The organism is Pseudomonas abietaniphila, from assembly GCF_039697315.1.
GTDB lineage: Bacteria > Pseudomonadota > Gammaproteobacteria > Pseudomonadales > Pseudomonadaceae > Aquipseudomonas > Aquipseudomonas abietaniphila_B.
On sequence record NZ_CP155619.1, the window covers coordinates 4,895,457 to 4,918,475 of the forward strand.

Below are 23,019 nucleotides of genomic sequence, written 5' to 3' on the forward strand. Positions count from 1 at the left end.
CGCTGCCTTGGGGCCAGTAGCCCCAAGGCAATTGTCACAGTGGTTAATCGTTGGAAATCCGTTTGATGATGAGCTCGTTGCGGTTATTGAAACTTGCGAAGCTCAGTTGCAACTGATGCGGATTGCCATACCGGTCGATCAGCCGCATACGCAGAGGCTCAACCAGTTCGCTGGACTCGTCGAACGGGAAGTCGAGCCGACGATGCAGACTGAAGAGGAATTGACCGTCGGGGCTCTCAAAGCCGGCCCTGACCACTTTGCTCGGTTTCACGGCATCCGGTATGCCGTTGTACAGCAACGGTTCAAAGTTGAGTTCCTTCGACATGGGCAGCGCGTAGCCGGTGTAACTGCCCACCTCTTCGGCATATTGGCGGCTTTCCCACTGGACCATCGAAAAGGCACGCTCGAAGGCGATATTCTTGAATCCGATGATTTCCTGCACCGAGGCCGACAAGAGCCTAAGGATGTAATAGTCGACGGTGGTCAGGTACAAGTCGAAGTCCGTATCCTTCTCTGGATCGCCTAACCCTTCTGCTCGCCGGACATCCAGGTGGTACTCGCTGTCCTGATAGACCGGCACCGGCAGCGGCTGGATGACAATGATGGCGTCGTTTTCCTCGGAACCCGAATGGTCCGTTGAATAGAAAAACGTATTGTCCGCCCGTGTCACCCGGGCCGCGATTCTAATTTCGGTGTCGCTGCGGGTCTGGATGTAAACCGTTTTTGCATCGCCATCCAGATCAAGAGCGTCCTCCTGCGCTTGAGCCGGCGGGAACTTGCTGGTGTAGAAGTCGTATTCATTGCGCTTGGCGTTGACACCCCACCGCGTGACGCTGCCATCAATCGGTACCCCTTCGCTGTCCACCTGAGGCAGCACCTCTTTGGTTTCAGCCACCACCAGCGTCAGGCTGGCGCGCTCGGCAGGGGTGAGGGCGGTCTCTTCGCCGCTGTCGGTGGGTTTGGTCTTGATGGCGATTCTCACCTGAACCTGCTGCAACCCGTTGGCGTAGGCCATCTTGGTAGGGGATTCGGGCTTGACGGTGAACGTGGTGAAGTCCGACCAGGTGGGTCTCAACGCTGTATTGGACAGGTGCACGACACCGAAACCGCGGAAACGTGGATAGTCCACATCCTTACATTCGATCACGCTGTAGGGGCTCGAAATGTCATCCGGGGCGGTGAAGACTCCGAACGTGTCGACCGTGCCTTGGCCGGCGATCACGTTCCATTCATAGGTGTAATCTTCGTCATCGTCCAGAACACTGAGCTGAACCGACGCATTACGTGCCAGACCGGGATGGAAGACGGGCTCAATACCAAGCGTGTAATTGGCGTTGATCAGCAATACCGTTGCCAGCACTTTTTCGCCCGTGCCTGAGTCTGCAATCTCGATCAGTGCCGGCAGCATGTCGCTCTGCAAGGATGCGGGGGCGGTATACAGCGCCGACAACGTGTCCACAGCCACCTCAAGTTCACCGGGTGTCTCATCAAGCAGACGCCATACCAGAAGGTTGCCGCTCAGGCTCGATGCCCGCAGTTCCACAGGTGTGGACTCATTGCGGATGCGCAAGGTTGACATCGCAGGGGCCACCGCCATGGATTCAGCAACGACCGTTACCAGCGCCGAAGCCGTGCGCAACTCACCCGTTGCCGGATCGTCATAGCTGGCCGTGATCACATTGCGCACCGCTGAGCCTTCCAGGCTCTGCAAGGGCGGGGCAGTGAACACGCCGGTCTGATCGATCACGCCCTGGGCGCGACTGCCATCGATACCGCGTACGGTCCAGGTAATCGGTTCGGCTGTCCGGGTCAACTGGCGGACCTCGAAACGCTGACTGTTACCCACCTTGATGATCGACTGCAGCGGTTCCAGCGTGAATGAGGTGTTGGTCGGGTCGATCTGTCCGAACAACACCACATCGCCCGGTAGGTGGGCCTCGGTGGCCAGGAAGGCATTCTGCCCGGGGAACAGCAGATGATTGAGCGCATAAAAGTCCAGGTCCGGTAGTTCAATACCGAAGAACAGGTCTTTCATCTTTTGCATTTCCGACTTGATGAAGTCTTTGAACTGCGTGTGAACGACCTCCGCGTTTTCCTCGTCATACCTGGGCGTGAAGTTCTGAAGTTGCATCGTATAGTCAAACAAAGAATCCTCGAGAGAGAAACTCGTTTTATTCAGTGTTGTGTCCACGCTGATTGCAAATTTCAATGTCAGGGAGTAGGTGAAATTAATAATGTCCCGGATATTAAAGTCTTCAAAATTCTTTCTGTTGAGCTTGTAATGGTAGGGGTGTGTGATCGACTCACTCAAGGTGATCAATAATTGGCTGGCGTCGCTGCTGGTGTGTACTGTCAGACTCGGACTGAACGGAAAGTAGATATTAGCTACCATTAATTCGTGAACGACATCACCCCAGATATCCGCTTGCTTCTGAAGGTGAACACTCCCCGAATCCCACTTTCCATTCGTCGCTTTCAACAATGCACTGGAGCCCGGAGGCGTATTGGAAGACAAACTCAACCCACGACCGATATAGCTTGTCAGGTACGGCTTGATGACATTCTCGAAGATCATCCGGCTGGACAGCACGATGGAGCCCGAATAATCGGGTTGTCCTGGCTCCCTAGTCTCGTCGTCGGGGATCAGGTAACGGAACGTCGCGGCGTTTTCAGGGGTGGGCAACGTACCGTCATAGAAGTCATTGCGTGTGCGCACGAACAGGATGACACCGCCCTCGCCATAACTGCTTGAATTGATGTTCTTGCCACTGGGCGCCGCCTGCGTGCGGATGTGAAAGTTGCGCGGTGTCAGCATATCGTCACCGATATAATCCAGTACACCGATCAGATAGCGCCTGTCCGAGGCAGGCTGACTCTTGAACAGGTTTTTGAAAAACAGGCCCAGCTGCTCTTGCGGATACTCCAAGGTCACCAGATTACTGGTGAAGCTATAACCCTCGCCCAGATCGATCACCACATGGCCTGCCTGATCCACTTCGCCCATCACGGCGGCAAGGTCGACTTCCATTTGCACCTTGAACTGCTGTTGCACGCTGATGTTGAAACTGGACTTCAGGTACGCCGGACTGGCGTCGGGGTAGGACTGATAGGCCACGGAACCCGACACGATATCCAGCGTGACGACGACCCTGGAGTCCAGCAGGTCGGCGGTTTCAAAGGAGATCTGAGGTGCACTGAGCACCAGCCCGGAGAGTTCGAGCATTTCTCGTTTGGCGCCGCTGGGGTCTAGCGAGACGGTGCCGAAAATCGGCGGCAGGAAGCTGTCGGTATTGAACTTGGTGACGTACTGATGTTCGAGCAGCCGGTTTATTTTGGCCCGACTGTAGGTAATGAGTGCGTTCCAGCCATACGTGACGGTTTTACCCTGCATCCAGCTGAGCAATGCATCGCGCGAATTCACCCCCTTGCCTGCGGTGTGCACTTTGGCTGGAGCGGCATGGCGCGCAGAACGGGCCTGGAGGATAGGGCGTGGGGGCGCATAACGAGGTGCGTGGCGGTCGAACCGCTCCAGCGGTAGTGGCAGCGCAATAAACCCAAACGGATCGCGGCTTGAAGGCCCTTTCCTCGCCATCACGATGGCCACACCGTCCTTCAGCGCAGTCGGTGCAGGCTCTGTGAAGATGCCTGTCTGATCCACCTCGCCATCGCCCCCCAATACAAACCACTCCAGTTCATCCTCGATGGGGTAAGTCTCTCCATAATCTGATTCCATCAGCGCAAGCTGGATGCCCTGTTCAGGGGCTTGCTCGATGATTTCCATGCTATAGGTCAGGTTCTGCCAGCACACCAGGATGAAGGCACGTGCCTTGGCGCCTGTCGCTGTATCGGTGAACTCCGCGGTGTCCACGGTGATCTGGTATTTCGGGCTCGTACCCGGGTTATAGAGATAGACCCCGGCTTTATCGGGGGCAGGCGTCAGGGTCGCCCCGTGATCGACGTTGCTGGTCAAGGTGAAGGTGATCTCGCTTTCACCCAGGCTCTCAACAAGAATCACCGCTTCCTTGGTTGTTGCACAGGTCTGGAAAAGCGGGCTGACACTCAACGATGAGGCGACGACGGTCACCAGCGTCGATGAGCTGCTCCCGCCGTTCATGTCCCGGGCGGTCACGATGACCCGAACGAACGATCCATCGAGCTCTTTCGCTGCAGGTGCCGTGTATAAGCCGCTGGCGCTGATCGTGCCGACGCCTGAAGTGGCGCCGTCGATCCCTTTGACGCTCCACTCCAGAGTCTGGGTACGTCGTGTCTCAATTGTGCTGGTCGTAAACTGCTCGGTTTTGCCTGCGAGCACCCTGGGTTCCAAAGGTAATATTTGAAACGAAGTCAAGCGGGTGTCCAGTTGGCCGAACAAGGCCAGGTCACCCGGCAGGTCCACATCGCTGATGCGCAGATTGTTGTTATCCGGAAACAGCAGGTTGTTCACCATGAAGGTCTTGATGTCAGGCGCTTTGAGCGCGTTGAACTTGCCGGACAGTGCGGTGCGGACGCGAGACTCGACCTCCTGATGAACGGCCCTCGCTTGCTGGCCGTTGACTGGAAGTACCGCCTCGTGTCCGTGTTCTTCAACGGTGAGGTGCGAAGTGCTGTCTCTTTCGAAACTCACGACATGAGTGACCGGGTCAATGCTCGGCCTGAAGTTGAGTTCAAAATCGTGTACGACTTGCAACTTGCCGTACACCTCATCATCTTTGTCAGGAAAATCCCACTTCTTTTTGGAGTGAAACGGGCATGCCGTTTCTTGCGCCCACTTGATGGTGATTTTATTATCTTTCGCGGCCACCAAATACCCTGAATCAAACCCGTAATTAAAAGGAAACTCCATGCTCTGTATATGGAAAAAGGCATCCCTTCCACCGCCGTGATCATATTCAAGCATGTATTCGCCCAGCGTAAACTTTCCACCACTGGCTTTCAGCGCGCTTTCATCATCGACGTACTTCATGGCGAGCCCGTTCCCCATGTCGAGGATCACTTGGTTCATCAATACCCGGTTGAAAATGACCTCGCTGGAAAAAATGGCCGCAGCGGAATACAAAGGGACGCCGGCACTGTCGACGTCATCCGGGATAAAGTAGGGCATACCGGAATCTTCGCCGGGCAGTCCAGCGCCGGGACCTTCACGACTTTCGAGGGTCACCAGCATGATCACGGCGCCAGAACCGCCGCCATTCGGGTCGCGCTGAGTCACTAGCTTGAAGCTTTTAGGGGTCATGACATCATTACTGAATGCCTCCATATGCCCCAGGGAATAACGCCGAAACTTCTCGTCTTGCTCGGTAAACCAGTCCTCGAAAAATTTGCCTATCAGCAGCTGATCTGCTTCGGAGTCGGTAAAGTCGCCCTTGAAGTTGTAGCCGTCCGCAATGTTGAAGTAAACATCGCCTTCTTTTCCGACCCCGCCGGTATTCGATTTGAGCGTGATGTCCATGAGCAGCTTGGGACCTGTCAATAGCGCTGCTGGATTGGCGTCGATGATTTTGGTGGTGTACGTGAAGTCAATGGCGTCAGAGGTCGCCGTATCGACGATTTTGGCGCCCATCAATTGATAGGTCAGCCGTGCCTCTGCTTTTTCCAGATTGGCATTTTCAAACGACAGGCGTGGGGGGCTCAGCACGATACCGCTGAGCGTTTTGAGCATTCCGCCCAACTCTATGACACCGCCGAATGGAGGCAATGCGTCGTTAAGCATGTAGCGTTTTATATATTGTTGCGTGAGCAGTGCATTGACCTTGTTGCGATTGTAACTGACGATGGCGTCCCAGCCCGATGTACAACGTCTGGACTTCATCGTATTAAGAATATTCTGCCGAGAGTTGTTACCCATTTCACACCTCTTCCGTCGTGCATTCTTTAGTTTCAGGGAGGGTTGAGCTAATCAATCAGTTTCAGTGCCAGTGTTCGGAACGGTTGGGGTGAGGCACTGTTGTCGAAACGTACAGAGACATACACATCAAATTGTTCATCTTTTTTTAATTGTTGGAGAAGGGTCGTCGGCAACACACCATGGTTAACCCCGTTAACGACATCACTGTCCGACACGGCATAATCTTTGAGGATGTCGTAGTCCACCGGTGAGACGCCGTCCGAGCCCAATCCGGAGAACTCCAGGCCCAACTGTTGGCCGGCAGCAATGTAAACCCAGGGCTCCAGTGTGAAATGAGCGCCGCCGGCAGCGATGGCCGTGTTCAGGCTGAGCTCACCGGTTGTGCCTATCGCTTCGGTACAGTGCAGATTGGCAAAGCTGTCGCGTGGTATCTGAGGAATGGAAAGCCGGTGCTTGTCAGAGACGACCTCCAGCTTCGCGATTTTTGTGCGCGTTACCGTGTAATACACATCAAATGTGGTCCCCAGATTGGCCGGAATCGCGGTGGTGGGGATCCTGAAATCCAGCCCGCCGTCCACCAGGGGGGTCGACGTTACAAACTTGCCGGTCTTGCCAATGCCGTCCCAGGTGACTGTTATCAGATCGCCCGGCACCAAACCCGCGTTGGCAGGGACGCGGACGGTGGCACCTTTTTTGGTAACGTCAACGTTTAGCGGTTCGAGTGTTGACGTTCCCGCCACAGGAGTGGCCTCCAGCACGGACGGTGCGGTCAGTTTCAGCGGTGTGACGATGGACAACTTCCGCGTTGCGGAGGAAGCGCTGCTGCCGATTCGTGCGTATTGCCAAGTGAGCGTCACGTCGCTGCCAATGCTGGCGTCGAGCACGTTCTTCTCGATCAGGAACTCGATTCTCCTGCTGTCGATGTTCGACTGGTCGATACGTACGTGCTGGATTCTGCTATTGGTCGCTCGGGCGGCGCTCCAGTAAACCAGGACATCGTCACCGACCTGTATGTCCGGGTACGGATCCACCTCAATCACGGCCCCGTTGGGAAACCCCGCCGGGTCCAAGGTATCTCCGGTCAGGTCTCGGATACGCGGTAGCGGCATCCGGGTATCTGGCGGCACGGAGAGCTTCAGTTGCAGGCGGGAAGAGTCGGTGCTGCCGCTCGTGGAATAGGTGACGGCGTAACTGATTTCGACGCGGCCATCCGCTGCGCCGCTGAAGTAGTTATCGCTGACTGACCAACTCAGAGGAAAGCCGACGTCTGTGTCGCCCAGGGTTTTGGTGTTGAGGTAGGGGGACAGAGGATTGCCGCCTGTCTCATAGGCCTGCCAGGTCAACTTGACGGTATCGCCTTTGGCCATGGCATGGTAAGGCGCGACAGCGACTTGAACCGGCCCCTGTGCTATAGGCTCCAGAAAACCGTTATGAGCCTCTTTGACCTGTGGTACTGGCAAGTGCGCAGCCGGTGCCGGGCGTTGTCCTACGAACAGTATCAGGCGTTTGGACTCCTCCGTAACGCCTTGATCGTCGACGGTGTAAGAGTAAAAAGCCTGACCGTCGCGCAGACCGACCACGACCGCATTGGGAATCTCGATCTCAAGGCCCTCTACTGGAAGTTGGTCTTTGTCGACCCTTATCGGGTTCGATCTGAAGTCCAGACCATCGGATGCCGATGTCCTCCCGATCCAGGAAAACGTCACGAGGTCACCGTCCATTTCATCATCGTTGCCGTAGCGGATATAGGCCAACAGGTTTTTAGTGCCGAGTTCAATCAGGTCGACAGTGTCATCTACCAGCGTCGGTATTTTAGGGGCAGGCTTATCGGCCATGTTGATTACCTTAACGTGTGCGGTGAAATACCCATGCACTTCTTCTACTCGCCCGATACCGCGCTGTAACCTAGTAGAACTGATAGGTGGCGCTGGCACCGTCCAGTGCTAGCGTTAGTGATGACAATTACTGCACGACCACCGGCAGTTTCTTATCATGTGCTCAATGACAAGGATGGCATTATGAAAAGCATCAGACTCATGCTCTGTTCATCTTTTTTGATGGCGGCGTGTTTTTCGCAAGTGGCGATCAGTGCGGCCCTGGAAGACCCTGTCTATCAAGGTCGGCTGGAAATTTATGGGGGCAAGAAGGGGGATGAGCTTTCTTGTACGCTTGCGTTTGAAAATGGGAGCTTTAACTTCAAGAATATCGATGAGTGCGAGAATGATACTGCCTCTAAGTTTAAACTTGATGAAGTACCCTCTGCAGCCTTCATTACCTTTTACGATGCGCCTGATTGCGCCTCTCATGACAACTTCATTATTAAAATGAAGACCGTGAAACATCCAACCACAACGGTGGAGGCCGTTGATCTGACGACAGCAGCCAAGAAACGTCCGAATGAAGTGGTGGTGCCCGGCATCATCATGATCAGCACGGAAAACGATCAAGGTCAGATTAAAGACAAATTGTCCTGCGTCAAAATAGAGCGTTCTTCCGGGCCTGGCAGTTAAACCCGGACTTTCCTGTCTTTCGGTTGCCGAGCCTGTCGTCATGCAGTCTCGCGCTCAAGGTTGCATCGACTATCGCTGACCCGAAACAGCAATGGAGATCCACGCGCATGGCCACGTCCTCAGTTCACTCCAACGCCTTCAACTTTCTCAGTTTCGTCGAAGCCGGTGTCGACTCTCGCACCGGTCAGTACACCTGTTCCATCAGCCTGCCGGAACTCAAATGCAACGCCCTGTGCGGCCCCGCGTTGCCACTGCGCCTGAGCTTCAATCCGCTGGCCACCCAGCTTGCCAGCAAAGACCGCAACAGCGGGTTCGGCTGCGGCTGGAGCCTGGCGCTGTCGCAGTACAACCCGACCACCCAGATGCTTTCCCTGAGCACCGGCGAATCCTTCAAGGTCACCGGCAGCGGCGTGCAGCCGGCGATCCGCGAACAGAAGATTGAAAGCTTTCACTTCTATGAAGAACAGGGCAGCACCGGCCCGCTCTACTGGGTGGTGCACAAGTCCGGCCTGGTGGAACACCTGAGTCCTGGTGGCCCCGACGGCATTGCCTTGCCCAGCGCCATCTATTCGGCACAGGGCCACAAGATCGAGTTGTTCTACGAAGTCTTCAAGGGGGTGCGCACCCTCTCCGAAATCCAGGACAGCAGCGGCACCGTGCTGCGCATCGTGCGCACCGATGCGGCCATCACGCTGCACCTGCACCCGGACGTCCCCGAGCTGGACGCCCGTTACGTCATGGCGCTGGCCGACAGCGATGAGCGGGTCTCCGACCTCGTCCTGCCCACCGATGAAAAAGCGCGCTGGCACTTCGAATACGGGTATTTCAACGACTTCCTGTGCGTCACCCAGGTGCTGACGCCGCTGGGCGGCACGGAAACCATCGACCATGCCGTGCCGGGCCATGAGTTTCCGGGCAATGCCCGCCGCGCATTGCCGCGGGTCCGGGAACACATCAACAACCCCGGTTCCGGTCAACCGCCGATCACCACCCGTTACGAATACTCCGACACCAACTTCCTCGGTTTTGGTGCCCAGGGCCTGATCTGGAGCGATGACGGTCAGGATAATCTGTACAAGCTCAACACCCCTTACCAGTACACCACCACCGAAATCCTGTACGACAACGCCCAGAAGCGCGATGTGCGGCGCATTCATCGCGTCTTCAACCGCTTTCACCTGCTCGTCAGCGAAGAAACCACCCAGAACGACAACGTCCTGCTGCTGGAAAACAGCTACTACGCCGACCAGAACCCCAACCTGAGTTTCGACCAGCAGCCGGCCCAGTGCCAACTGGCCACCGAGGTGCGCAAGACCTGGTACCTGCGCAGCAGCTCCGCCAATAAGCGGGTGGAAAGCACCCTGACCGAGTTCGACGCGTACGGCAATCTGCTGGTGCAGACCCTGCCCACCGGCATCCGCGAAGTCAGCAGCTATTATCCCAAGGAAGGCGCCGACGGCTGCCCGCCCGACCCTGACGATTTCGTGCGCACCTTGAAGGAAAAACGGGTAGAACCCGCGCAGTCGCGGCACGACCTGAGCGTGTCCGGAGCACGCCGCCGCTGCGCAGTGAAAGCCCTCAAGAACGACTTTGCAGCGTTCGTGCAGAGCCCGCGAAAGCTGGGCGAGGCCGCACCGACGCTGCGCAGCGTCTACCGCTACAGCGTCAAACCGACCCTGGGCAGCACGCTGAGCGAATGGCTGGCACTGGACAGCGAAACGCTGCTGCAGGTGGACAGTAACGGCGATATCGAACTGCAACGCACCGAAACGCAGTACATCGACGACGTGAACGAGCCGTTTTTGTTCGGGCGTAAACGCGTCGAAAACGTGACCCTCAACGGTTTTACCCAAACCAGTACCTTTGAGTACAGCAAACCGCTCAACGACACTAAAACCAAACGGTTTGAGGGCGAATACGTTCAACGGATCGTTGAAACCCGCAGCACCAACCTCGACGCTGCCAAGAAAGAAATTACCTCGGAATATTCGTTGCTCAATGGCGAGCCCCTGCTTACCCGCGACGACAACGATGTAGCGATTCGCTACAGGTACGACGTGCTCGGGCGCGTGGTCGAGGAGAAGGTCGCGCCGGATACAGCCTACGAGGCCAGACGCCTTTACAGTTACGTGCTGAGTGGCGCGCCCGGGAACCAGGTCATGCAGGAGTCAATAAACGTCAAAGACGTCAAGACCCGCACCTGGCTGGATGGACTCCATCGTACGGTCAGGGAGGAGCGTCAGGATGTCGACGCGGTCGAGCCGGGGAGCGAACCAGCGTGGCGCCTGACGTACAGTGCCGAGCACGATCTGCTGGGCAATCTGGCAGCCGAAACCGAGTATGACTGGATCAATGGCGACACTCCTTATGTCAGCACATTCGATTACGATGACTGGGGAGAACAACGCTGTGTGACAGGCCCCGACGGGATTCAACAGCATCAGGTCAATGACCCCATTGCGTTGACGCGTACCGAGTGGCGCGAGTCTGCGCAGAAGGTCAAATCGGACACGACCCAGACCACGCAGAATTTATTCGAAAAACCCTTGAGGGTGTTGCGCACAGACGAAGCGGGGCACGCGTACCTGCATGAGTACTTCTATGACGGTCTGGGGCGCAGTGTTGAGGAGTACGACGCCCTCGATCGTCGCACGCTTTACAGTTATGACGCCTTCGACCGCATGGTCGAAACCGAGCTGGCCGATGGTGCCTGGGTCAAGCGTGACTATGCCCTGCACAGCAGGGAAGACCTGCCCGTACTGATCAGTGTCAATGACATTGTGCTGGGTGAGCAGGCCTTTGACGGTCTGGGGCGCAGAGTCATGGCCAGGACCGGTGGTCGTGAGCAGACGTTCAGCTACCTGCCTGGGCAGAATCAGCCAGAGAGCGTGCAGCGTCCCAGCGGCAAGGTCATCAAATACCAGTACACGCCACAGTTGGGCGACGAGCCCAACCAGCGGGTCATGGCAGCCTCCACCGCTGACTACACGTACGATGTGCAAAATGCGCGCTTGCTCGAGTGTATCGAACAGCCCAGCCCCGGCAGGCAAGGCCAGCAGGCCGTGAAGATGGAGCGCAAGTACTTCAGTACCGGAAAACTGAAAAGCGAACGGCGCATCCAGGGCAGCGATGATTCCGAAGCGCGTTATGACTACAGCCTGCGCGGTCGCCTGCTCAGGTTCACTGACATTTTCCAGCAAGCTCAGACCTGCGAATACGACGCCGCCGGACGGCTGATCAATACCCGTCTTGCAGAGGTGGACACCACATTCACCTACGATGATCTCGGGCGCGCTGCCAGTGTTCAGACCCTCAATACAGCACAAGGCAAACAGGTCTTCGTCTCGCTGACGTACGACGGGTTCGGTCGCGAGGCTGTGCGCACTTTCGACTTTGGTGACGAGCGCCAGCAACTGACTCAGCGCTACAACGAAGTCGATGCGTTGGTGCAGCGCACGCTGGAGCGGGTTTACACCGACGGGACGCCCGCGCAAATCCTGCGTGACGAGCAGTATGAGTACGATCTGCGGGCGCGTCTGAGACACTACCGCTGCACCGGCACGGAATGTCCGCTGGACCCTTATGGCAAAACCCTGAAGGAGCAGGTCTTCGATTTCGATGCCTTGAACAACCTCACGACCGTGACCACCACCTTTGTCGACGGCAGTGCGCAGGGGCAGAACACGGCGACCTATGTCTATTCCGGCGCCGATCCGACACAACTGCGCGAGGTGCGCAATGTCAGCGCCGACCCTGCTTACCCTGCACTGATCACGCTCGACTATGACCTGGACGGTAACCTGACGGTGGATGAACAAGGACGGCAACTGGAGTACGACGACATCGGTCGCCTGGTCAGCGTCAGCGCGTTGCCCGGCGAGAGCGCCAACACGTATCACTACGACGCCCTGGACACCCTCAGTGGTCGCAGCGATGGTTCAACCTCCGAAGCCCGTTTCTACCTCGACGCTCAGTTGGTGAGCCAGAAGGAGTCGAACGGCAACCAGCTGAGCTTCATGCGCGGCGGCGATCACCTGCTGGCTGAACGCAGTAAAAGTGGGGAGGATTCGCCGGGAAAGAACCTGCTGCTGGTCAGTGACAGCCGTGACACCGTGCTCGGCGAAATCGATCAGCAGCGCTTACACGCCCATGCCTACACCGCTTACGGCCATCGCGACATAGCCCCGCAAACGGCCAGTCACCTGGGATTCAACGGTGAGCGGTGCGAAGACGCCGGAGGGTACCTGCTGGGCGCGGGTTACCGGGCCTACAACCCGGTGCTGATGCGCTTTCACAGCCCGGACAGCCTGAGCCCCTTCGATGCAGGCGGCTGGAATTCTTATGCCTACTGCGTGGGCGATCCGGTCAACTTCGTCGATCCAACGGGGCACCTGCCCAGTTGGGCCATGATGGCGATCGGCGTCGTCGGCGGCATTGCACTGGGCGTAGTGTCCGGCGGGGTCGGCACTCTGGTGGCTGGCACGATGGCCGCCAGCACCGCTGCCGCTGCTGCGAACGCTTCGATGGTCCTTGGTGTGGGCCTGGAGATCGCGTCTGTGGGGACGGGGATAGCGGGAACGGCGATGGGTGGGGAGGAAGGAAACCTCTTGGGCAAGATCAGCATGGGGCTCGGGCTTGCTGCCGGTGTGGTGGGCGGGTTTGGGATGGGGATGAAGTTGAAGGTCAGAACGACCAATAAAATGGAAGCCGCACAGTATGGGAAAAAAGGTCATGCAGAGGATTATGGGAGAGTGACTAGAAGTTACGCTAACCGTCCTGACCCAGAATTCGATGCGCAATTGAAGATAAGTAACGACAACCCAAGCCCGGACGCGGTAGGAAGCAGGCTGGATGCTCAGCATGCGGCCGAGGGTAATCGAGCACGCTTTCGAGATGGAAATGATCAGTGGGGAAGAAGGTATGCGACCTCTAGAATCGGAGACTGGAAAACGGCAGTTGAACCTTACACTGGGCCTGTCGAGGTTCAGCGGCATATTAGGTCAAGGCCGCGCAATCCTATCAATCCCCGTATACTGAGTCTGGATTAATCACGTTGCGACTCGGTATGAGAACAACAGTTTAAAGAGGGCTGCGTGTAATCGTTGCATGAATGTTTTGTTCTACATCGCATCGTTAATATTGGCTACCGATGTCAAATGGAGGAACCGTTGGCAGGGGTGCGGAGGGAAAGTTAATGACCACGTCTAAATGTTTTTGCGTATACCCCAATGGAGGCGAAGCATTTGACCGTTTTGCCGCCTCCTTGCCGTCCTTGGCGAATCCGGTGCGACCGTTTTACGGCGGCGATGATTCTAAGCCAAGCGTTGAGACGACTTCGCCACATTCGGTCATGCAGAACCATGGCGGCATGCCGCACCAACGCCCGCCTGATGATCCGCCCTGGGAGACCACGCTCTTGGGGACGGACCAGCGACGCACTGTTTTGCATAAGAGAGCGGCGCAGGATCAAGCAGATTTGGTCTACACCCCCTATGGCCATAGCCAGGACACCAGTGGCCTGAGCGGTGGGCTAGGTTTCAATGGCGAACCCCGCGAATCGACGACGGGGCATTATCTGCTGGGTGCCGGTTACCGGGCATTCAATCCGGCGCTCATGCGATTTAACAACCCGGACAGTTTGAGCCCGTTCGAGGCGGGTGGCTTGAATCCTTACGCCTACTGCCTGGGAGATCCGGTGAACTTCATTGACCCAACGGGACACCTGCCCACTTGGGCCATGATGGCGATCGGCATCGCTGGCGGCATCGCACTGGGCGTGGTCTTTGGTGGTGTCGGAACCCTGGTGGTGGGCTCGATGGCGGCCAGCACCGCCGCCGCTGCTGCAAACGCTTCGATGGTCCTCGGTGTGGGCCTGGAGATCGCGTCTGCCGGAACAGGAATAGCGGGAACGGTTATGGGCGGCGAGAAAGGAGACCTGTTGGGCAAGATCAGCATGGGACTGGGGTTTGCTGCCGGAGCGGCGGGAGGATTTGGAGGAGGGATGAAGCTAAAGATCGGACCGCACTCGAGGCGAGCGCTGCCGGTACTGCCCGGGTTAAACCGGTTGCAGCGGGTCAATGGCAGGATAGGCTTCCCGGCGAGTGGACGAGGAGCAGGAAAGGCTGCGCAACGCTGGTCCATCGACAAGACAAAAGGCAGCTTCAAAGAGAGCGGTCTGACAACTGCGGAGCAGGAAAAGTGGGATAGGTTTCAAAATGCCATCCATAACGACGGCGCTCACTATACAGACGCAGCCAAGCAGGCTGGCGACACCAACTTGAAGAGTTTAGCGAAGGTTTCAATGCCATCCGAGGTCGATGGCACCTCAAGCTACACGGAGGTGCTGCAGTATCAGATCAGACTAAGTAAAAAAGCGCGTGCGACCTTCTGGGCGAATGAATCAACCAAAACGGTAAAGGTGATACGGGTTGGTGGGCATACATGATCAGAACACTGCAGGGCACGCCCAAAGTGGACCGAGCAGGCATCTGGCGCGGAAATACTGTCAGTAACAGCGCTCTACCCGAGCCGGCACCTGCCATTGATTATCCAGTGTGAAGTGGGGAGAGTAACCCCTACCAACCTGTAGAGCGCCGCCGTTCTAGTTTTGCTGAGTTTAGTTTGCGTGAGTTCGGTTTAGATGACTTTATTATCAGTGGTTATGGTTCTCGGCGTAGTTCATCGGGTTTATCGGGTTCATCCGATTGGTCGGCTGTTTCAGAAGTAAGCGTTGGTGATGAGGGACGCATGTTTGGGCGGGTAATCCTTACGCTGATGCATTTCGAGAAATTTTGTCTGAGTCAGACGCTGGTATTTGAGTGTGCGGTTCAGTGACGTCAGGTACTAGTCTTATGACAGAGTCACTTGGTAATCCGAGCTTTGGAAAGATGCGTTAGGTGACCTTGAATGCCAGTGAGTAAGGTCTGAGATTCGCTTTTCAAGTTGGTTGAAGGGGCCGGTTTGACGCTATTTAGAGTGACGGTGCGCAGATTGGCAGGTTTGCTAAGGAGGATGTACCAATGAACACCCCTACATGGTTGCACCTATACCCCTGTGATGGCAAAGCAACTGACCCTCTGGCTGCGTCTTTGCCGCCCCTCCCGGAGCCAGTACCACCCTCTCGCGGCAGCGGTACTCCTGCGCCTGGCATTCAAGCGACTTCGCCCCATTCGGTCATGCAGAACCAGGGCGGCATGCCGCACCAACAACAGCCTGATGATCCGCCCTGGGAGACCACGCTCTTGGGGACGGACCAGCGACGCACGGTTTTGCACAAGAGGGCGGCGCAGGATCAAGCAGACTTGGTCTATACCCCCTATGGCCATAGCCAGGACACCAGTGGCCTGAGCGGTGGGCTAGGTTTCAATGGGGAACCCCGCGAATCGATGACGGGGCATTATCTGCTGGGCGCCGGTTACCGGGCATTCAATCCGGCGCTCATGCGGTTCAACAACCCGGACAGTTTGAGCCCGTTTGAGGCGGGTGGCTTGAATCCTTACGCCTACTGTGTGGGCGATCCGGTGAACTTCGTTGATCCGACAGGGCATTTGCCGAGCTGGGCCATGATGGCCGTCGGAATGATAGGGGGAGCTGTCCTGAGTCTGGGGTTCTCGGCGGTAGGAGCGGCGGCCGTGTTAGCGGGCGCTGTCTCCACTCAGGCCTCTGCAACAGCGGGTAGTGTCGCAGTTGCAGTAGGGATAGGGCTGGATGTCGCCTCCGTCGGGGCAGGGATCGCCGGGAGTGTCATCGGTGGCAAATCTGGGGATGCGTTAGGAAAGGCCAGCACGGTGCTTGGTATTGTCGGAGGCATTACTGCCGGTTTTGGCGCAGGGCTCAAGTATGTTTCTCGTACGCCACTCGCGCGTAATTTGAACAGAACGGCACGGGGTTATTTACAAGATGGCGAGCCCCCGCAGCGGATGATTACTAATTTTAACGATTTTCGTCGGCAAGACCGTTGGGTTGATGAGTATATTAATGAGCACTACGATAATCACTATGCATTTGCATTCGATGACCGGAGACATCCGAGAATTGTTGAGGACCATTTTTTTAGCCAGAATCCACAAGCCCGTTTGCGCCTAATTGCACAATTTGACAATGACGGCTTACCTCTCACCGACATGGTCCTCTGGCGGCGGCGGCGGTCGTCAAGCTCAAGTTTGTCAAGCTTATCGAGTGTTGCCAGTCGTCGAGTACGACGAGTGAGCTTGGATTTGGATTAACGTCAGGCCCGGGATCAGGCAGTATTGTTTATGGCTTCCCCGGGGATAAGGCGGCAGCCAAATTGCGAAATTAAGATTTCTTATTTCTTGTTACGGGTTATTCAGGAGGGATTTGAGTACCACGTTATCGTCATCATTACGATGACCTTGCCCATCTGCGGTGTGGACCAAGATTTCATCTAGGATGCTTATTGATGCAATGTCACGAAGTCCAGTCGGCCCAGCTCCAGGAAGGTTGGCAAACCACGCTGTTGGCAACGGACCTACAGCGCTCGGTCTTGCGTACGGATACAGACCACTCTCGAACCCGCATCGCTTACAGCCCTTATGGCCATAGCAATGATGTTGGCGGAGTGAGCACGCTTTTGGGTTTCAATGGCGAACGCCGCGAATCAATGACGGGGCATTATCTGCTGGGTGCCGGTTACCGGGCATTCAATCCGGTGCTCATGCGCTTCAACAGCCCTGACAACTTGAGTCCTTTGGGTGAGGGCGGTTTGAATCCTTATGCCTATTGCCTGGGTGATCCTGTCAATCGCATTGACCCCGTCGGGGCATTTGTCATGGCAGTCGTCATTAGGCTTGGGGTTGGGGCTGCTGGGTATCGTTGTAGGGCTTTTCAGTGCAGGGGCCTCGACCCCCTTGGCTGTCGCCGGATTAGCCACCGGATTGATCTCCGAAGGCACTGCCGTAGCCTCTGCGCTCACCGAAAGCAGAGCCCCCAAATGGTCAGAAGGCCTGATGTGGGCCAGCGCCGGACTGGGCCTTGCCGCTGCGGGGATGGCCGGGTTGAGTTTTCTGAATAATTACAAAATCAGTCGAAGGATATTGAACCGAGGTCTCGGTCAGCAGCACGGAAGCGTGCTGGGGCACGGCATGTTCACTGAGCGTGACATCACTGCGCACGGCTATCCTTTCACAACCGCCACAACGAAGCCCAGTTCGGGATTGACCCTGGCGCGGCAGCTTCAAAACGTAGAGTGGAAGACTGAGGCACCAGTAAGGCTGATTTCGTGTTTCAGTGCCAATGGCGGTTCATACGCCTCCCAAGCGCAGGTACTGGCCAATCGGTTGCAACGTGATGTGACCGGATACTACGGCTTGGTCACTGCGAATCGGGCAAGCGACACCGTGAGGGGTACTTACCGCGTCTTTTCGCCACAAACCGGTTTGACGGCAATCAGGACCGGTATGCTGAACACGACGCTGTCCTACCTGGTCAGACCTGCCTATTTCCTTAAAAGGCCGGCTTACTTCTTCTGATATCCGCATCGACATCACCCGGCCAAGTGTTCAAACGGCCCATTCCGTTGCCAGGCGACGAGGCGCGCTCACGGATCGGGACGCCCCATTGAGTCCCAAGGCACGTCCGTACTCGATCAAACCGCTGTCGTGGATGAGCCCCAGTTTTTGCATCGCGGTCCGTTTGTGGCGGCTGACGGTTTTTTCACTGCGGTTGAGGCGTTCGGCGATTTGTCGTCCTGACAGTCCCTGGTAGAGCAGCCGCACCACTTCCACTTCGCGGATAGACAGTGCGGAGTCTGCGTGCGCATCGCAGGCTGGCGTACCCAGCCTGTTGCCAACGCTCGGGCTTATATAAATGTGCCCTCGGCATACGGTGTCCAGTGCGCAGTCGAGTTCGGTCAACGAGTCGTGTTTGTCGAACAAGCCCCGGACCCCCAGATCGAGCAGGTTCCTCCACAAGACGGGGCTGTCGAACATGCTCATGACAATGACGTCCACCGCGTCGAAATGGCGACGGATGTAACTGATCAGCGCCAGCCCGTCGGGTTTCTGGCTGCCGGGCATGGAGAAGTCAGTGATCAACAGCTCGCAAGGGCGATGGTGAAGGTGTTCGATCAACTGGTCGGCGTTGTGGGCATCACTGATAAAAGCACCGTGATGCCGGCCGTTGCTCAACGACATGCGTGCTCCCAGCAATACTACAGGGTGATCGTCTGCCAGCAGGATGTGTCGTGGGGTTGATCGGGGGCGTAGGGTTCGCGGGTGGGTATTCATGCTAAAGGCTCAGGCGGTGCAAAGGTTTGACAGGCATTGAGCAATGGCGGGGATAGACGGGGTGGTTTTCAGACCCCGCCTATTTGAAAGCGCTGGAACTGTAACAAGAGCTTGTAGGAATTCTCTGTACGCTGTTCGTGTTTGTTGTGTAGTCCTATTCCTAATTGTCCGTGAGGTCTGGATATTTCAGGATGGCCTTAAAGGTTCCCGGTCCGTCATTTCATTCGTCGAGCAGGCCCATTTCTGTCGCTTTGCGCAACGCTAGCCAACGGGAGCCGACATTGAATTTGCGCCGGATATTGGCGAAGTGAAAATTGACCGTGGCCTCGGTGCAGGCCAGGATTTGCGCAATTTCCCATGAAGACTTGCCTTTGTTTCCCCAGTGACCGACTTGCTTTTCCTTGGGTGTCAGGGTGACGGGGGGCGTCGAGGCCGCCAAAAGCCGCGAGTGAGCGGTGTCCGGAATGCCGGGGTTTTGGTGTAGAGGTGCGTGCATGGCAATGTGTCCTTTTCGATTGACTCGTCCCTTTGAAATGACGGGCCTGATGCCTGAGAGGCCCTCTGCGGCTGGCGCACCCCCTGCGCGTTGTGCCGCTGATTAGGTTTATAAACCCGATGCGCTTTTTTGAAAGCTGTCAGAAATGACAGTAGGGCGGTATTTCCGATGAGCTGCATCGCAGGAGAGGGGCCTGTGCTGCAAGCCTGCGGGACAGGCGAGAGCGCCCGGATCGAGGCTTGTGCAATGCCCCTCAGCGCCCTGGAAGATTAGCCTTACGCCGTGGGGTGACTTCTTGTGTTTGACCCACTAGAATGCTTGCCCTTGATTCTGGGGTCGGGAATGGCCGGCTATCGTCTGTGCAACGAGGAATATCCATGCAAGTTTCTGTTGAAAACACTTCGGCTCTTGAGCGCCGCATGACCATTGGCGTGCCTGCCGAACGCATCGAGACGGAAGTCAACAAGCGTCTGCAGCAGACCGCACGCAAAGCCAAGATCCCGGGCTTCCGCCCTGGCAAAGTGCCTATGAGCGTGATCCGCCAGCGTTACGAAGACGGCGCTCGTCAGGAAGCCCTGGGCGACCTGATCCAGGCGACCTTCTACGAAGCAGTCGTAGAGCAAAAGCTGAACCCTGCCGGCGCACCTTCCGTCGAGCCAAAAACCTTCGAAAAAGGCAAGGACCTCGAGTACGTCGCCACGTTCGAAGTGTTCCCTGAATTCTCTGTTGCCGGTTTCGAGTCCGTATCCGTAGAGCGTCTGTCTGCCGACGTCGCTGACTCCGATCTGGACAACATGCTGGAAATCCTGCGCAAGCAGAACGTCCGTTTTGAAGTGGCCGACCGTGCTGCCGAGAACGAAGACCAACTGAACATCGACTTCGTGGGCAAAATCGATGGCGAAGCATTCGCTGGCGGTTCGGCGACCGGCACTCAGCTGGTACTGGGCTCGGGTCGCATGATCCCTGGTTTCGAAGAAGGCCTGGTTGGCGCCAAAGCTGGCGAAAAGCGCGTTCTGAACCTGACGTTCCCAGAGGATTATCAGAATCTGGAACTGGCTGGCAAAACCGCTGAGTTCACCGTTACCGTGAACACGGTGTCGGCACCGACCCTGCCTGAGCTGAACGAAGCGTTCTTCAACCAGTTCGGCATCAAGGAAACCGGTATCGAAGGCTTCCGCACCGAAGTTCGCAAGAACATGGAGCGCGAGCTGCGTCAGGCTATCAAGTCCAAGGTCAAGAATCAGGTAATGGACGGTCTGCTGGCCGCCAACCCGATCGAAGTGCCTAAAGCACTGCTGGAAAACGAAGTGAACCGTCTGCGCGTTCAGGCCGTTCAACAGTTCGGCGGCAACATCAAGCCTGACCAACTGCCAGCCGAGCTGTTCGAAGAGCAAGCCAAGCGCCGCGTTGAGCTGGGTCTGATCGTTGCTGAAGTCGTCAAGCAGTTCGACCTCAAGCCTGACGAAGCCCGTGTTCGCGAGCTGATCCAGGAAATGGCTTCCGCTTACCAGGAGCCTGAGCAGGTTGTGGCCTGGTACTACAAGAACGAACAGCAAATGAACGAAGTGCGTTCGGTTGTGCTGGAAGAGCAAGTTGTGGATACTGTTTTGCAGAAAGCGAGCGTGACCGATAAAGCGGTCTCGTACGAAGAAGCCGTCAAGCCGGTAGAAGCTCCACAAGCCGACTGATTTCTTTCTCTCGTTCGAAAACACCATAAGCCAGCCTTCGCGCTGGCTTATGCGTATTCAAGACATGACTATTTGGGAGTGAATGCGAGACATGTCCCGCAATTCTTATATTCAGCAGAACTCTGACATCCAGGCCGCTGGCGGCCTGGTCCCGATGGTTATCGAGCAGTCCGCCCGTGGCGAACGCGCCTATGACATCTACTCCCGCCTGCTCAAGGAACGCGTCATCTTCCTGGTCGGCCCGGTTGAAGACTACATGGCCAACCTGATCTCGGCGCAACTGCTGTTCCTTGAAGCGGAAAACCCGGACAAGGACATCCATCTCTACATCAACTCCCCAGGTGGTTCGGTGACCGCTGGCATGGCGATTTACGACACCATGCAGTTCATCAAGCCGGACGTTTCCACGACGGTCATGGGACAGGCTTGCAGCATGGGCGCTTTCCTGCTGGCGGGCGGTGCCAAGGGCAAGCGCTTCGCGCTGCCGAACTCCCGCGTGATGATTCACCAGCCACTGGGCGGTTTCCAGGGGCAGGCGTCGGACATCGACATTCACGCCAAGGAAATCCTGTACATTCGCCAGCGTCTGAACGAGCTGCTGGCCCACCATACAGGTCAGTCGCTGGAAGCCATCGAGCGCGACACCAACCGCGACAATTTCATGAGCGCCGAACGCGCTGCTGAATATGGCCTGGTGGACTCGGTGCTCGACAAACGTCAAATGATCAAATGATTGCTTGATAGGCAGTAATCCCAGGCGGTCGGTACGTCCGTACCGCCTGCGGACTTGAAAAAGCCCGCAATTGCCTTCATCTTGTGTTGCAAGCCTACCGGATTGGATCGATCGAATGACTGACACCCGCAACGGCGAGGACAACGGCAAACTGCTTTATTGCTCCTTCTGCGGCAAAAGCCAGCATGAAGTACGCAAGTTGATTGCCGGCCCCTCGGTATTTATCTGTGACGAGTGCGTCGACCTGTGCAATGACATCATCCGCGAGGAGGTGCAGGAAGCACAGGCAGAAAGCAGCGCGCATAAATTACCATCGCCTAAAGAAATCAGCGGCATCCTTGACCAGTACGTCATTGGTCAGGAGCGTGCCAAAAAGGTTCTCGCAGTAGCGGTGTACAACCACTACAAGCGGCTGAACCAGCGCGACAAGAAAAATGACGACGTTGAACTGGGCAAGAGCAACATCCTGCTGATCGGCCCTACGGGCTCCGGCAAGACCCTGCTCGCGGAAACGCTGGCACGTTTGCTCAACGTACCGTTCACCATCGCCGACGCCACCACCCTGACCGAAGCCGGTTATGTGGGTGAGGACGTGGAAAACATCATCCAGAAGCTGTTGCAGAAATGCGATTACGATGTCGAGAAGGCCCAGATGGGCATTGTCTACATCGACGAAATCGACAAGATTTCGCGCAAATCCGACAACCCTTCGATTACACGTGACGTTTCCGGTGAGGGCGTGCAACAAGCCTTGCTGAAACTGATCGAAGGCACTGTGGCTTCCGTTCCGCCGCAGGGCGGTCGCAAGCATCCACAGCAGGAATTCCTGCAGGTGGACACGCGCAACATCCTGTTCATCTGCGGCGGTGCGTTCTCGGGCCTCGAAAAGGTCATCCAGAATCGCTCCACCAAGGGCGGCATCGGTTTCAACGCCGAAGTGCGCAGCAAGGAAGAGGGCAAGAAGGTTGGCGAATCCCTGCGTGAGGTCGAGCCTGACGATCTGGTCAAGTTCGGTCTGATTCCGGAGTTCGTGGGCCGTCTGCCAGTACTGGCGACCCTGGACGAGCTGGACGAAGCTGCGTTGATGCAGATTCTGACCGAGCCGAAGAACGCGCTGACCAAGCAGTACGGCAAGTTGTTCGAAATGGAAGGCGTGGACCTCGAGTTCCGCACCGATGCGCTGAAATCGGTTGCTCGTCGTGCGCTGGAGCGCAAGACCGGTGCCCGTGGTCTGCGGTCCATCCTCGAAGGCGTGCTGCTCGACACCATGTACGAAATCCCGTCGCAAACCGACGTGAGTAAAGTGGTGATCGACGAAAGCGTGATCGAAGGTACGTCCAAGCCGCTGTTGATCTACGAAAACAGCGAGCCACCCGCCAAGGTGGCTCCCGACGCGTAAGTCGCAAGGCTTCGTACCGGGCGACTGGAAAAGAAAGGGGCCCTCGGGCCCCTTTTGCATTTCACCGTCTCTTTCGCATTAACTCAAAGCGACGCTTGTTTTTT

General features: G+C 56.7%; 12 protein-coding genes and 1 pseudogene. 9 read left to right on the forward strand and 4 right to left on the reverse strand.

Annotated features, from left to right (window positions below):
- Positions 1 to 43: 43 nt before the first annotated feature.
- Positions 44 to 5,845, reverse strand: coding sequence for a hypothetical protein (locus ABDX87_RS21645; protein WP_346829703.1), 5,802 nt, complete (start codon positions 5,843 to 5,845; stop codon positions 44 to 46).
- 47 nt (positions 5,846 to 5,892) lie between these two features.
- Positions 5,893 to 7,680, reverse strand: coding sequence for a hypothetical protein (locus tag ABDX87_RS21650; RefSeq protein ID WP_346829704.1), 1,788 nt, complete (start codon positions 7,678 to 7,680; stop codon positions 5,893 to 5,895).
- A gap of 183 nt (positions 7,681 to 7,863) precedes the next feature.
- Here ABDX87_RS21650 and ABDX87_RS21655 point away from each other — a divergent pair, with 183 nt between their 5' ends.
- From ABDX87_RS21655 to ABDX87_RS21680, 6 genes and pseudogenes are all read left to right on the forward strand, one after another.
- Positions 7,864 to 8,355: a hypothetical protein gene (locus ABDX87_RS21655; RefSeq protein WP_346829705.1), complete on the forward strand. Its 492-nt coding sequence runs from the start codon at positions 7,864 to 7,866 to the stop codon at positions 8,353 to 8,355.
- Positions 8,356 to 8,462: 107 nt separating this feature from the next.
- Positions 8,463 to 13,403 (forward strand): RHS repeat domain-containing protein, encoded by a 4,941-nt coding sequence (locus tag ABDX87_RS21660; RefSeq protein ID WP_346829706.1) that lies wholly within the window; start codon positions 8,463 to 8,465, stop codon positions 13,401 to 13,403.
- A gap of 146 nt (positions 13,404 to 13,549) precedes the next feature.
- On the forward strand, positions 13,550 to 14,800 hold the full coding sequence (locus tag ABDX87_RS21665; protein ID WP_346829707.1) for an RHS repeat-associated core domain-containing protein: 1,251 nt from the start codon (positions 13,550 to 13,552) through the stop codon (positions 14,798 to 14,800).
- A gap of 748 nt (positions 14,801 to 15,548) precedes the next feature.
- Positions 15,549 to 16,580, forward strand: coding sequence for an RHS repeat-associated core domain-containing protein (locus ABDX87_RS21670; RefSeq protein ID WP_346829708.1), 1,032 nt, complete (start codon positions 15,549 to 15,551; stop codon positions 16,578 to 16,580).
- A 173-nt stretch (positions 16,581 to 16,753) separates the two neighbouring features.
- Positions 16,754 to 17,134, forward strand: a pseudogene (locus ABDX87_RS21675) (RHS repeat-associated core domain-containing protein); the annotation flags it as partial.
- The gene (locus tag ABDX87_RS21680; protein WP_346833718.1) at positions 17,088 to 17,843 is read left to right on the forward strand and encodes a hypothetical protein; all 756 of its coding nucleotides are present in this window, start codon (positions 17,088 to 17,090) and stop codon (positions 17,841 to 17,843) included. The pseudogene ABDX87_RS21675 and the gene ABDX87_RS21680, both read left to right, overlap by 47 nt.
- Positions 17,844 to 17,873: 30 nt before the next feature.
- Here the strand turns inward: ABDX87_RS21680 and ABDX87_RS21685 are convergent, their stop codons facing one another.
- Positions 17,874 to 18,506 (reverse strand): LuxR C-terminal-related transcriptional regulator, encoded by a 633-nt coding sequence (locus ABDX87_RS21685; protein WP_431061169.1) that lies wholly within the window; start codon positions 18,504 to 18,506, stop codon positions 17,874 to 17,876.
- Positions 18,507 to 18,819: 313 nt separating this feature from the next.
- Positions 18,820 to 19,095: a LuxR family transcriptional regulator gene (locus ABDX87_RS21690; protein WP_346829710.1), complete on the reverse strand. Its 276-nt coding sequence runs from the start codon at positions 19,093 to 19,095 to the stop codon at positions 18,820 to 18,822.
- Between the two features lie 377 nt (positions 19,096 to 19,472).
- Between ABDX87_RS21690 and tig the strand changes: the two genes are divergently transcribed.
- From tig to clpX, 3 genes are all read left to right on the forward strand, one after another.
- Positions 19,473 to 20,783, forward strand: a complete 1,311-nt coding sequence (gene tig, locus ABDX87_RS21695) for a trigger factor (RefSeq protein ID WP_346829711.1) — start codon at positions 19,473 to 19,475, stop codon at positions 20,781 to 20,783.
- 91 nt (positions 20,784 to 20,874) lie between these two features.
- Positions 20,875 to 21,516 (forward strand): ATP-dependent Clp endopeptidase proteolytic subunit ClpP, encoded by a 642-nt coding sequence (gene clpP, locus ABDX87_RS21700; RefSeq protein WP_274135006.1) that lies wholly within the window; start codon positions 20,875 to 20,877, stop codon positions 21,514 to 21,516.
- 115 nt (positions 21,517 to 21,631) lie between these two features.
- A complete protein-coding gene (gene clpX, locus ABDX87_RS21705; RefSeq protein WP_346829712.1) occupies positions 21,632 to 22,915 on the forward strand; it encodes an ATP-dependent Clp protease ATP-binding subunit ClpX in 1,284 nt (427 codons plus the stop codon).
- Positions 22,916 to 23,019 lie beyond the last annotated feature (104 nt).

Coding starts and splice junctions, on each gene's coding strand:
- ABDX87_RS21645 (WP_346829703.1), bottom strand. CDS start 5,845: ATGGGTAACAACTCTCGGCAGAATATTCTTAATACGATGAAGTCCAGA.
- ABDX87_RS21650 (WP_346829704.1), bottom strand. CDS start 7,680: ATGGCCGATAAGCCTGCCCCTAAAATACCGACGCTGGTAGATGACACT.
- ABDX87_RS21655 (WP_346829705.1), top strand. CDS start 7,864: ATGAAAAGCATCAGACTCATGCTCTGTTCATCTTTTTTGATGGCGGCG.
- ABDX87_RS21660 (WP_346829706.1), top strand. CDS start 8,463: ATGGCCACGTCCTCAGTTCACTCCAACGCCTTCAACTTTCTCAGTTTC.
- ABDX87_RS21665 (WP_346829707.1), top strand. CDS start 13,550: ATGACCACGTCTAAATGTTTTTGCGTATACCCCAATGGAGGCGAAGCA.
- ABDX87_RS21670 (WP_346829708.1), top strand. CDS start 15,549: ATGCCGCACCAACAACAGCCTGATGATCCGCCCTGGGAGACCACGCTC.
- ABDX87_RS21680 (WP_346833718.1), top strand. CDS start 17,088: ATGCCTATTGCCTGGGTGATCCTGTCAATCGCATTGACCCCGTCGGGG.
- ABDX87_RS21685 (WP_431061169.1), bottom strand. CDS start 18,506: ATGTCGTTGAGCAACGGCCGGCATCACGGTGCTTTTATCAGTGATGCC.
- ABDX87_RS21690 (WP_346829710.1), bottom strand. CDS start 19,095: ATGCACGCACCTCTACACCAAAACCCCGGCATTCCGGACACCGCTCAC.
- tig (WP_346829711.1), top strand. CDS start 19,473: ATGCAAGTTTCTGTTGAAAACACTTCGGCTCTTGAGCGCCGCATGACC.
- clpP (WP_274135006.1), top strand. CDS start 20,875: ATGTCCCGCAATTCTTATATTCAGCAGAACTCTGACATCCAGGCCGCT.
- clpX (WP_346829712.1), top strand. CDS start 21,632: ATGACTGACACCCGCAACGGCGAGGACAACGGCAAACTGCTTTATTGC.